At 71.6% G+C, this 11,866-nt stretch carries 11 protein-coding genes; 3 read left to right on the forward strand and 8 right to left on the reverse strand.

Annotated elements, in window-relative coordinates:
• Positions 1-281, forward strand: a 281-nt coding sequence (locus GT045_RS22790; RefSeq protein ID WP_161335272.1) for an integrase core domain-containing protein, incomplete at its 5' end; no start/stop codon positions are given.
• Here the strand turns inward: GT045_RS22790 and GT045_RS22795 are convergent.
• The 5 genes from GT045_RS22795 to GT045_RS22815 all read right to left on the reverse strand — a co-directional run bounded on the left by GT045_RS22795 (position 278) and on the right by GT045_RS22815 (position 7,450).
• Positions 278-1,741 carry an amino acid permease gene (locus GT045_RS22795; protein WP_345942726.1) on the reverse strand — a complete coding sequence of 488 codons (1,464 nt, stop codon included), beginning with the start codon at positions 1,739-1,741 and terminating at the stop codon, positions 278-280. The two genes, GT045_RS22790 and GT045_RS22795, sit on opposite strands and share 4 nt — an antisense overlap.
• Positions 1,738-3,306: a GMC oxidoreductase gene (locus GT045_RS22800; protein ID WP_161335273.1), complete on the reverse strand. Its 1,569-nt coding sequence runs from the start codon at positions 3,304-3,306 to the stop codon at positions 1,738-1,740. Before GT045_RS22800 ends, GT045_RS22795 begins: the two co-directional genes overlap by 4 nt.
• Before the next feature lie 56 nt (positions 3,307-3,362).
• Positions 3,363-4,829 (reverse strand): aldehyde dehydrogenase family protein, encoded by a 1,467-nt coding sequence (locus GT045_RS22805; protein ID WP_161335274.1) that lies wholly within the window; start codon positions 4,827-4,829, stop codon positions 3,363-3,365.
• A gap of 222 nt (positions 4,830-5,051) precedes the next feature.
• Entirely contained in the window at positions 5,052-6,863 is a 1,812-nt protein-coding gene (locus GT045_RS22810; protein WP_161335275.1) for an acyl-CoA dehydrogenase, read from the reverse strand.
• A gap of 137 nt (positions 6,864-7,000) precedes the next feature.
• On the reverse strand, positions 7,001-7,450 hold the full coding sequence (locus GT045_RS22815; RefSeq protein WP_161293341.1) for a hypothetical protein: 450 nt from the start codon (positions 7,448-7,450) through the stop codon (positions 7,001-7,003).
• Positions 7,451-7,706: 256 nt separating this feature from the next.
• Here GT045_RS22815 and GT045_RS22820 point away from each other — a divergent pair, with 256 nt between their 5' ends.
• Complete coding sequence (locus tag GT045_RS22820) at positions 7,707-8,609, forward strand: amidohydrolase family protein (protein WP_161335276.1); 903 nt, start codon at positions 7,707-7,709, stop codon at positions 8,607-8,609.
• Positions 8,610-8,880: 271 nt separating this feature from the next.
• Positions 8,881-9,405 (forward strand): GNAT family N-acetyltransferase, encoded by a 525-nt coding sequence (locus tag GT045_RS22825; RefSeq protein ID WP_345942727.1) that lies wholly within the window; start codon positions 8,881-8,883, stop codon positions 9,403-9,405.
• Here GT045_RS22825 and GT045_RS22830 read toward each other — a convergent pair.
• Genes GT045_RS22830 through GT045_RS22840 form a run of 3 tightly spaced genes read right to left on the reverse strand, consistent with a single transcriptional unit; the run spans position 9,392 to position 11,861 of the window.
• Positions 9,392-10,093, reverse strand: coding sequence for a class I SAM-dependent methyltransferase (locus GT045_RS22830; protein WP_202528756.1), 702 nt, complete (start codon positions 10,091-10,093; stop codon positions 9,392-9,394). The two genes, GT045_RS22825 and GT045_RS22830, sit on opposite strands and share 14 nt — an antisense overlap.
• The gene (locus GT045_RS22835; protein WP_161335278.1) at positions 10,090-10,593 is read right to left on the reverse strand and encodes a hypothetical protein; all 504 of its coding nucleotides are present in this window, start codon (positions 10,591-10,593) and stop codon (positions 10,090-10,092) included. The genes GT045_RS22830 and GT045_RS22835 overlap by 4 nt, the downstream gene beginning before the upstream one ends.
• A 2-nt stretch (positions 10,594-10,595) precedes the next feature.
• Positions 10,596-11,861 (reverse strand): molybdopterin-dependent oxidoreductase, encoded by a 1,266-nt coding sequence (locus tag GT045_RS22840; protein ID WP_161293350.1) that lies wholly within the window; start codon positions 11,859-11,861, stop codon positions 10,596-10,598.
• Positions 11,862-11,866: the final 5 nt, after the last annotated feature.

The following is an 11,866-nucleotide window of genomic DNA, read 5'->3' on the forward strand; positions in this document are numbered from 1 at the left end:
CCTGCTACCGCTCACGCGACTGGCGCGATGCCCTGGCGAAGGCCGGGATCGTCCACAAGCGAACACGGCCCTACCGGCCGCAGACGAACGGCAAGGTCGAACGCTTCAACCGCACCCTGCTGGACGAGTGGGCCTACGCCCGCCCCTACCGCTCCGAGGCCGAACGACGCGCCGCCTTCAGCGAGTGGCTGCACACCTACAATCACCACCGCGGACACACCGCGCTCAAGGGCCAACCACCCGCCAGCCGCGTCCCCAACCTCACAGGGCAGTACAACTAGGGCTTCGGTACCGCGTCTCCCGCCGCAGCGTCTCCGCGGCCGTAGTGGTGCGTGGTGAACATGTACAGCAGGCCGGCGGCCGCCACCACCCCGCCGCACAGCAGGACGATCCAGTTGTCGTACCAGGGCTCCTGCGGCTTGCGGGCCCAGGAGATGTTGATGATGGCGAAGACGCCGTAGGCCAGCGCCGCGGCGTTCACCGCCAGGCCCCAGCGGCCCAGGGTGAACTCCCCCTGCGGGCGCCAGCCCTTCAGCCGGGCGCGCAGCGCGGCCAGGACGACCATCTGGAAGGAGGCGTAGATGCCGAGGATGGCGAAGGACACGATCTTGGTGAGGGCGTCCGCGGACACCAGTGAGCCGAAGGCGATGAGCATCGGCACCACGGCCGCCACGAGCAGTGCGTAACCCGGTACGGCACGGGCGTGGGAGAAGCGTCGCAGCAGCCGGTGGCCGACGATCATCTCGTCGCGTGCGTAGGAGTAGATGAGCCGGCCCGCGGCGGCCTGCAGGCTGATGGTGCAGGAGAGGAACGAGATCAGCACCACGGCCATGACCAGACGTGCCCCGGTCTCTCCCATGGCGTCGTACAGCAGATGGACCACCGGATCGCTGTCCTTGCCCGAGATGACCGCGCGGTAGTCGGTGACGGACAGCAGCAGCGACAGGCAGGTGAAGGTGGCGGCGGCACCGCCGATGTAGATGGTGCGGCGCATGGCGCGGGGGATGACGCGGCCGGGGTGGGGGACCTCCTCGGCGGTGTCGCCGCATGCCTCGAAGCCGTAGTACTGGTAGAAGCCGATGATGGCGGCGGCGAGGAACACCGGCAGGTAGGAACCGTCTCCCTGGGTGCCGTAGGTGTCGAGGACGACGCCGATGCCGTGGGCGCGGTGCGTGACCAGGAGGTAGATGCCGACGACGAGGGCGCCGACGAGTTCACCGACGAACCCGATCATGGCCGCCGCCGACAGCGCCTTGGTGCCCGCGTAGTTGATGAGGACGGCGATGAGGATGAGCACCACCGTGCACAGCACGGTGGTGTGGACGGTGGGGCGGAACCCGAAGAGGATGGCGATGTAGGGTCCGGCGCCGTAGGCGACCGAGGTGATGGTGACCAGCAGCGCCCACATGTACACCCAGCCGGTCATCCACGCCCAGCGCTTGCCCCAGAGCCGCCGGGCCCAGGGGTAGACGCCGCCGGCGATGGGGTACTGGGCGACGATCTCGCCGAAGACCAGTGCGACGAGGAACTGGCCGCAGCCCGCGAGCAGGAAGGCCCACACCATCGGCGGGCCGCCGGTGGCGAGCGCGGTGCCGAAGAGGGTGTACGTGCTCACCACCGGGGAGAGGTAGGTGAAGCCGAGGGCGAAGTTGGCCCAGGGGCCCATGTCCTTGCGGAACTCCGAGCCTGGTTCTCCCCCGGGCGTGCCGGCCTCCGCCGCCGGCGGCTGCGTGCCCGTCACCGCCCGGGCTCCCGGTCTGCCGGGCCCGCGCGGCCGGTGATCAGGTCGGCGGCGCGTTCGGCGGCGAGCAGGACTGTGACCATCGGGTTGATGGTGGGCATCGTCGGGAACACCGACGCGTCCACGATCCGCACCCCCTCGAAACCGCGCAGCCTGAGCTGGGGGTCGCACACGGCCATGGCGTCGCCGGGCGCGCCCATGCGGCAGGTGCCCGCGGGGTGGTAGACGGTGTGCGCGGCGCGGCGGCCGTACTCCGACAGGTCGGCGTCGGAGGTGACGTCCGGGCCGGGCGCGACTTCGCGGACCAGCCAGCCGCGCAGCGGTTCGGTGGCGGCGACCTCGCGGGCGATCTTCAGTCCGTCCACGATGGTGCGCTCGTCGTACCCCTCCGGGTCGGTGAAGTAGCGGAAGTCCAGGGCGGGGTGTTCGGCGGGATTGGCGCTGCGCAGCCACATGCGGCCGGTGGAGCGGGCCCGCGGCACGTTCGGTGTCATGCACACCCCGTGCTCGGGCACGGGGTAGCCCAGCCGCTCGGTGTTGACGGTGAACGGCACCTGGTAGAAGTGGAACATCAGGTCCGGGCGGGGCTGCCCGGTGTCGCGGCGCAGGAACAGGCCGGCGTCGGAGTCCATCGCCGAGTTGGGCGGCAGCGGGCCTGCCGTCTCCCAGACCATCACGGACTCGGGGTGGTCCAGCAGGTTCTCCCCCACGCCGGGCAGGTCGGCCCGTACGGTGATGCCCAGGGCGCGCAGGTCGTCGGCCGGGCCGATGCCGGAGAGCAGCAGCAGGCGCGGCGTGTCGATCGCCCCGGCGCACAGCAGGAGTTCGCGTTCGGCCCGCACGGTGATGGGGTCTCCCGCCGCGTCCCGGGCGGCGACGCGGGTCAGACGTCCCGCCTCGTCGGTCAGCAGCCGGTGCGCCCAGGTCTCCAGGCGCAGGGTGAGGTTGGGCCGGTCCAGGACGGGATGGAGGTAGGCCACGGAGGCGGAGGAGCGAAGGTTGCCCTCCGGTTCGTAGGCGAGCGAGAAGAATCCGGTGCCGTCGGCGAAGGGTTCGGCGTTGAAGTCGTCGACGACCGGGACCCCGAGGGCGCGGTGGGCCGCGGTGACGAAGTCCTCGGCGATGGGATTGCGGTCGGCTTCGGCCACCGGGACGATCCGGGTGCGCAGCCGGTCGCGGTAGGGCAGGATCGTCGCCGGGTCCCAGCCGGTACAGCCCCGGTCCACCCACTGGTCGAGGTCCTGAGGCAGGGGCAGGAAGCTGATCAGAGTGTTGTGGGAGGAGCAGCCGCCGAGCACCCGGGCCCGCGAGTGCAGGATGTGGCTGTTGCCGCGTGGCTGCTCGACGGTGGTGTAGCCGTAGTCGAACTCCGAACCGAGCAGGTTGATCCAGTTGCGCAGGCGCAGGACGCGGTCGTCGCCGACGTCGCTGGGTCCGCCCTCGATGACGCAGACGCGGCAGTCGGGGTCCTCGCTGAGGCGGGCGGCGAGCACGCAGCCGGCGGTGCCGCCGCCGACGATGACGTAGTCGTAGGCGGACTCGGCGCCGTGCGGGGTGGAGGCCATGTGATGCCTTTCTCTGGTGCCCGTTCCGTCGCAGGTGTGCGGTGTGCCGCGTCCGGTCAGCCCTTGAACCAGCCCGAGGGGGCCGGTGCGAGGTTCTGGTAGATGTGCTTGGCCTCCTGGTACTCGCGCAGGCCCGTGGGGCCCAGTTCGCGCCCGATGCCGGAACGGCCGAAGCCGCCCCACTCGGCCTGCGGCAGGTAGGGGTGGAAGTCGTTGATCCACACGGTGCCGTGGCGCAGCCGCTGGGCGACGCGCTGAGCGCGGCTCGCGTCGGAGGTCCACACGCCGCCGGCCAGGCCGTAGCGGGTGTCGTTGGCCAGTTCCACCGCCTCGTCCTCGCTGTGGAAGCGCTCGACGGTGACGACCGGTCCGAAGACCTCCTCCTGCACGATGCGCATGGACCGGTCGCAGTCGGCGAAGACGGTCGGCAGCAGGAAGAAGCCACGGCTGAGCGCGGGATCGTCGGGGCGGGTGCCGCCGGTGACGAGCCGGGCGCCCTCCTCGCGGCCGATGGCGATGTACCGTTCGACCTTCTCCCGGTGCTCGGCGGAGCTGAGCGGTCCGCTCTCGGTGCCCTCCGCAAGTCCGTCACCGAGCCGGATCGCCCGCGCCCGTTCGGCGAGGGCGTCGACGAAGCGGTCGTGCAGGGGATCCTGGACCAGCAGCCGCGAGCCGGCGGAGCAGACCTGTCCGGAGTGCAGGAAGGCGGCGTCCAGGGCGTGGTCCACGGCGGCGGCGAAGTCGGCGTCCGCGAAGACGATGTTGGGGTTCTTGCCGCCCAGTTCCAGGGCGATGTTCGTCGGCCCTTCGGCAGCCGCCGCCATGATGGTCCGGCCGGTGGCCAGCCCGCCGGTGAAGGACACCAGGTCGACTTCCGGGTGGCTGGTCAGGGCCGCCCCGACGGTCGCTCCGGAGCCCAGTACGAGGTTGGCCACCCCGCGCGGTGCGCCGGCCTCCTCGATGAGCCGGACCACGGTGATCGTGGTGAGCGGTGTGATCTCGCTGGGTTTGAGGACGAAGGTGTTGCCGGCCGCGAGCGCCGGAGCCACCTTCCAGGACGCCTGCAGCAGTGGGTAGTTCCAGGGGGCGATGAGCGCGCACACGCCGATCGGCTGGTAGACCACGCGGCTGAGGACGCCGGGACCGGCGTCGACGACCCGGCCGGCGTCCTTGCCCGCCAGTTCGGCGAAGTACCGGAAGGCGTTCGCCACGTCCTCCACGTCGATGCGGGCCTCGGTCAGCGTCTTGCCCGTGTCGAGGGTCTCCGTGCGGGCGATCTCCTCCTTGTCCCGCAGGAGCAGGTCCCGTACCCGAAGCAGCACATCGGCCCGGTGGCGGCTGGGAGTGTTCGCCCAGTCCTCCTCCTCGAAGGCGCGCCGGGCGGCGCGCACCGCGCGGTCCACGTCGGTGGCGTCGGCCTCGTCGACGGACGTGACGACGGAGGCGTCGTAAGGGTTGATCACGTCCCGTCGCCCGCCGGCCGCCGCCCCTGTCCACTGGCCGTCGATGTACAGCTCGCCCACTGCGGGGCCTCCTTCGCGTCGGGCCGGTGCCTGTCGTCGGCGTCCAGCAAGACTGGCCTGCCCGGCGGACGACGACCACGAGGCGCACCGCCACGGATCCGGTCGGCGAACGGGGGTGACCCGAGTGGCGCACACGGCGTCCGGCACGCGGAAGCCCGGTGACGGGGAGGGCGCTGCCGCGGACGGGTGGCAGCACCGAGGGGCGGCGCAGCGACCGCGCGGTTACGCGGGCACCATCTCGGCGGCGGGGAGCGGGGTGCGCAGCATCGGATGCCCGCTCAGGACGCCCTCCATCGCGGCGAAGCCCTCGGTCAGCTCCAGGGCGTACGGTACGAGGGCCTCGATCAGGGCCTCCTCCGCGTCGGGCAGCGCCTGCACGTGGGCCGCGGTGATACGGCCGTCGGCCAGCAGGTCACCGCTGTGCGCTCGCACATGGCGCAGGGCGAACAGGCGGTGCAGGTGCCCGAGGACCGCCCGGGACCGGGCGTCGGACGCCGTTTCGACGGCGCCCAGCAGTGCCTTTGCCGCGAGGCGGTGCACGTGGGCTTCGACCAGTTGCAGGGCGGGCGTCACGGTTCCGTTCCACCGTGCGAGGGGGTCGCCGCGGCGTCCGTTTCGCAGACGGCTGCGGGCCCTGCCGTGCCAGATGCGTTCGATGTCGGCAAGCAGCTCCTGCAGGTGGTCCGGGTCGTCCAGGGAGCGCTCTGCCGCGGGTGCCCCGGAAGGCGCCGTCGGGGTGAACCCGCCCATGAGCATCTCGCCGGCCGCCTTGACCCAGATGACGCGGTTGTCGCCCTCGGCGGTGACGGTGCCCTCGTTGGCGGCGAGTTGGTAGGCGATGCCGTTCGACAGCAGCAGGCCCTGTGCTCCGCAGCGCTCACGGCATTCGGTCATGACCGTTCTGGCCTGCCAGGTGATCCATGCCTTGGCCACGGCCGCCAGTCGCTCGGTCTCCTCGTCCTGCGCCCGTCCGGCGCGCGCCCAGCGGCGCACCACCTCGCGGTGCAGCAGGGTCGCGGCGTAGGTGGTGGCGACCGCCGAGAGGAGGGAGGCGTGGTGGCTGCGGTGTTCGATGAGGGAGACCTTGCGGCCGGTCGTCATTCCCGAGGTGAGCCGCCGGTGGGAGTGCCGCATGGTGACGGCCAGGGCGTGCCGCGTCACACCGAGGCTGTAGGCGCTCATGCACAGTTTCCCGGCGTGCACGCGGGCGACGGACCTGAGGAATCGTTTGCGCGGACTGCCCAGCGCGCTGACGAAGCCGCCGTCGCGGGAGAGGCGTCCGTGTTCGCCCTGCAGCATGGCTTCGAAGGGGATCCGCACGTCGTGGAAGGACGTGGCGCAGTGGTCGACGGGCGCGCCGGCTGTCTGCGGGAGAGGCCGCACCTCCACACCCGGGTAGTGCCGGCCCTCGCCGTCGGTGAGCGGGGTGAGGAAGAGGAAGACGCCGTGGTCGGTTCCCTCCACCACGAGGCGCGCCGCCACCACCGCGTTCTTGGCGCCACCGGTGCCGGAGGTGTTCGGCATCCACTTGCAGGCGCCGGGAGTCGGGGTGTCGAGGACGAAGCCGCTCGTCACGGGGTCGAACGTGGCGGTGGTCTCCAGTGCGGCGGCGTCGTTCCCGTGGTCCAGCTCAGTGCACAGGAAGGTGCCGACGGTGTCCATCCGGGCGTACCGGTACAGGTCGTGTCCGCCGGGGTCGTGGTCCAGCAGGCTGCCGATGTGCAGGTTCCAGTGGATGCTGGCTATCGTCGCCATGCCGGGGTCCACCACTCCGGCCCATTCGTGCATCGCGGTGAGCGACTCGATGTCCGAGGCGAGAGCGACCGGGTCCGCTGCCGCTTCGTTGACGAAGTGCAGTCGAGCGTACGACAGAGCCGTACGCTCCTGCGGGCTCAGGCCCTCCTGGAACGCGAACCGAGGTCCGTCGAACAAGCGCCTCCAGGGCTCGTGGATCCGCTCCGCGCGAGGCCCGAAAAGGATCCGGGCGAGTTCCGCGGATATCCCTTGTCCATCCGGAAGTTGAGATTCGGTCACGGTCCGAAAGATAGTGTAGCCGATCACTTACACACAGTGTGATCATCAACACGATTCCCCGCGGCCCAGGGGGGAATCGATTCCGAAATGCGCTGCGCACGTCAGACACGTCATGCACGTCAGACACGTCATGCACGTCAGATCGGGGAGCGGCTGCGCGGCACCCGCGCCAACGGGCTCACCAGTCCGTAGAGTTGGCGGAAGGCGTCGCGCAACACCGGCCGGTCCTCCGGCACCGCCGTCACCAGCACCTGCTCCAGGAGCTGTCGGCGACGCTGCCGGGTGGCTTCGAGTACGCACTTCCCCGCGCCGGTGAGGCAGAACTCCCCCGACGCGACCCGGCGCACCAGCGTGCGCTGCTCCAGCCCGTCGAACAACCGCCTCATCGACGAGGGGCTGACGCCGATGTCCCTGGCGACGCGGTCCGGATCGGCCTGCTCCCTCTCCAGGGCCAGCAGGCCGCGCATCTGCTCTTCGGAGATCGTCGGTGCCACGTCCTCATGAGCCCGCTGCCACAACTCGATCATCGATCGGGCGACATGCTCCGCCGCCACCCTGGCTTCGGCAGGTTCGGGATCCACTGACATGGTCTTCCCCTTCCTTGAGGCCGTCGAGAACTGGCGCATACCCGGCTGACGGCACATCAGCCCCGCTTGTGCGTTCGAAAGCGCCCTGAGCTGGGACTTCAGGCCGGAGCGGCGTATGTCAGGGCGGGCATTCGGGTGACGGAGCCCGGAGATCGTCCCGCGGAACAGGCCGTCCGGGGGGGCGTCCCGGTGCTCCGGGTGACGATCGGCCGCGGAGGGCTGGACCCGGCGGGCCGTCCGGGCCGATCGTGGCGGCATGAACGATCACCACATGGTTGTGGGCGGGGAGGCCGGTGAGGTCCGCCGCTTCTGGCGCCGACTGGGCCTTCCCGGGCTGGTCGACGTCCACACGCACTTCATGCCCGAGCGAGTCCTGCACAAGGTGTGGGACTACTTCGACGCGCAGGGGACGCTGACCGGGGGGTTGGAGTGGCCGATCACCTACCGGAAGGAGGAGGCGGAACGGACGGCTCTCCTGCGCGAGTTCGGCGTCCAGGCATTCACCGCGATGCTCTACCCGCACAAACCCGGCATGGCCCGGTGGCTGAACGGATGGGCGGCCGACTTCGCCGGTCGCACCCCCAGTTGCCTGCACACCGCCACCCTCTACCCCGAGCCGGGTGTGGGCTCCTACGTCCGCGAGGCCGTGGAAGCCGGCGCGCGCGTGTTCAAGGCGCACGTCCAGGTGGGGGCGTACGACCCGGCCGACGAACTCCTCCGGCCGGCGTGGGGTCTGCTGGCCGAGGCGGGGATCCCCGTGGTGATCCACTGCGGCTCCGGGCCGGCGCCCGGCGCGCACACCGGCCCCGGCCCGGTCGCGCGGGTGATGGCACGGCACCCGGGACTCCGGCTGATCGTCGCGCACCTGGGGATGCCCGAATACGAGGACTTCCTCCGTCTCGCCGAGAGGTACGGGGAGGTGCGGCTGGACACGACGATGGCGTTCACCGACTTCACCGAGGGGTTCATGCCGTTTCCCCGCCGGTTGCTGCCCCTGCTGGCCGCGCTCGGCGACCGCGTCCTGCTCGGCTCCGACTTCCCCAACATCCCTTATCCCTACGTGCATCAGCTCCACGCCCTGGAGCGGCTGGGCCTCGGTGACGACTGGCTGCGGGCCGTGTGCCGCGACAACGCGGCACGGCTGTTCGGACTGGACTGACACGGCACGGGACGTCCTCTCCGGGGCGGTCACCCCTCCGCTGGGCACGCGGCGCGGCCGGAGGCGGCCACGCGCGGCCCTGGTCCAGGGAAATCCCTTTGTCCCCGCCCTGCGCCGCCTGCTACCGTCACACGGCGCAGGAAGCGTGTGAACACTCCGATCGGAAAGGGAGGTTGATGAATATGGCTGCCGACGGCCGGCTTCAGCATGCCCTTTTCCGGTCCGCGTGCGAACAGCGCGGACCGGGTCGATCAACGACCAGGAGTCACACGTGCATTCCTCCACTTCCTCCGTCCCGGCCGCTCACGGCGAGCTGACCACCGACCGCCTCGTCCTGCGGGCCTGGACCACGGCCGAGGCGGCCGCCGTCCTGGACGACCGCAGGCCGGCCGGCTGGGCCGGCGACTTTCCCGCCGAGGGCGACCGTGTCATCGCGGGACTCCTCACCGAGAACCCCGCCTGGCTCGGCGAGTACGGCCACCGGCTGATCGTCGAACGGGACACCGGTCTCGTCGTGGGCTCGATCGGGCTGTTCTGGCCGCCCTCCGAGGGAGTCGTCGAGATCGGCTACGGTGTCGTCGCCTCCCGCCGCGGCCGGGGCTACGCCTCCGAGGCCACCCGGGCGCTCGCCGCGCACGCCCTCGCCGGACCCGGCGTCCACACCGTGACCGCCACCGCGGAGCTGTCCAACCCGGCCTCCGTGCGGGTCCTGGAGAAGGCGGGCTTCCGGCACTGGTCCACCGAGGAGTCGACGACCCGCTTCCGGATCACGGAGGCGGACCTCACCCGGCGCTGACCCGGGCAGGCCGGTCCGCCGGGGGCGGACCGGCCGTCCCGAGGGCGGCGAAGCACCGGCGGCCGCTCGTCCACTGCTCGATGACGCCGAGGGCCAGGTCCTCGGCGACCCGGAGGAGCGCTCGCCGGCCGAGCCGGGCCCACGGGAACGGCGGGCCGCTGTTGCCGTGGGTGTCCTCGATCCGGGCGGTGCACAGCTCTTCCACATCCTCGTGGTCGACCTCCACCACGAGCCGCCCCGTCGGACTGACGAGCCCGGCACAGCGGTGCAGCAGGCCGCGAGGGTCGCCCCCGATGCCGATGTTCCCGTCGATGAGCAGAACCGTCTGCCACACCGACTCGGCGGGGAGACGGTCGAAGACCGACCGGCAGAGCGCGAGCCCTCCCAGGGCGGTGGTCAGGGCGACCGCGCGGGGGGCGATGTCGACCCCCAGGGCGAAGACCCCCCGGCTCAGCAGTTCCCTGCACAGCCGGCCCGGCCCGCAGCCGACGTCCAGGACGGGGCCGACGCACCATTCCAGCACCGTGCGGTCCGCCACCGTGGGCGGCGCGAACCAGCGGTGCACCGGCATCCGGATCCGCCGCCCGTCCGCCAGCCGCAGGTACACCGGTTCGCGTCCGGGCCGCAGGGCCAGCGCGTAGGGGTCCTCCTCCCCCGGGCCGTACGCCGTGTCCTCGCCGGCCGTCACGGGGTGGCGCCCGGCTCGGGAGCGGGCGGAGTCCTACGGGTCCGGGCCGCCCGGCGGACGCGCCGCAGCCGGAGCGCGAAGAGGACTGCGGAGCCGGCGAAGAGCACGCCGGTGATCGCCAGCCAGCGGCCGAGGTAGACGTCGTCGGACAGTCCGGTGTCCCGGGTGTAGGGCGACGCCAGGCGCAGGACGAGAGGGAACCAGACCAGCAGGAGGAGCCCGGAGAGGAAGGCGGGGACGCGCAGGTGGTTGATCCACGGCACCGCCGGTCCGCCGGTGGCGCGGTGGCGCAGTACGGAGCGGGCCGGCAGGTCGGCCAGCGAGTACAGGGGGAGCAGGACCAGGTCGTGGAGGACGGCGGCACCGACGAACCAGACCGCCACCCGCAGCGGCTGGGTGTCGAACAGGCGCACCACGGCGTACCCGGTGAGGGCGAACGAGGCGAGCAGGGCCAGCAGGTGCAGGGGGCCCGAGCCGTACCAGCGGACGAATCGTGTCATGGTCACGTCCTGAACGTGAGCCGGTGGACCCACTTGGTGTTGTTCACGCCCGGGTTGGCCGGGACGATGACGCGGGCCGGGTATCCGTGGTCGAGCGAGAGGGGGGCGCCGTTGACGTGGAGGGCGAGCAGGGATCGGGGATCGCGGATCTGGTTGCCCCGCAGCACGACCCGGGTGAACGGCCCGGGGGGCTGGACGGATTCGACCAGCACGCTCCCGGCGCCGGGCAGGCCGGCCAGGGCCGCGAGGTCGGCCAGCCGCAGGCCGCTCCAGTGCTGGTCGTCGGTGGACCATCCCTCCACGCAGGCGATCGGCAGGGCCGCCGTGTGCTGGGGCATGGACAGCAACTGCTCACGGGTGAGGACCAGCGGGTCCCCGCTTCCGCGCACCTGCAGTCGCCACGCGGGACCGACGAGCGCGGGCGTGACACCGACGGCCGCCGCGGTCTTGTTGATCTGGAACCCGTTCGGGCCGCCGGCCGGGTCGCGGTCGTGCGGCGCGAGGAGCGCGGTGCCGCGCAGCCGGCCTCCGATGCTCTGTCCCGCGGTCACGACGAGGAGGAGCAGCGACCCCGCGCCCACCATGCCGACCGCGCCACGGCGGGACATCGTCGGCGGAGCGGGGGAGGCGGCCACCAGGCCGTCGGGGTCGGGTGGTTCGGGCACGGTCCCGGCGAGGCCGGTGCGCAGTTCGGCGCGCAGGCCGCGCGAGCGCAGGGCCCGTGTCATCCGGCCGAGCCTGAGGCCGACGTGGACGGCGAACGCGGCGATGAACACCCAGGCGCCGTAGAAGTGCAGGCGGTAGAACGAGCCAGGGAAGACGTAGTAGAGCTGGATGTTGAGGATGCCGGTGGCGAACTCGAAGATGACCCCGCCGACCAGCATCAGCAGGGACAGGCGCTCCAGGGCGTGGGCGGCGGAGCGCACCGGCGGCCACGCGAACAGCTGGGGGATGACCGACCACAGCTTGGCCAGCAGCACCGGCACCAGGACGACGCCGAGTGTCACGTGCAGGCCCTGGAGCAGCCGGTACAGCCAGTACGGACGCGTGGGCCAGCTGAAGAGGTAGAACCCCAGCACACCCTTGTCGGGTGTCTCGTCGTTCAGAGGGCCGAGGCCGGGGTTGTAGGAGGCGTAGGAGAGCAGTCCGGTGACGAACAGCAGGGGGATGCCGATCAGCAGCGCCAGGCCGAACACCGACGTCAGCCAGGGCCCGCGGATCGGGCTGCGCCAGAAACCCGGACGGAACGGGCCGGGCGGCGGGGGCATGCGGC

Origin of the sequence: Streptomyces sp. SID486, assembly GCF_009865385.1 — a bacterium.
Lineage (GTDB): Bacteria > Actinomycetota > Actinomycetes > Streptomycetales > Streptomycetaceae > Streptomyces.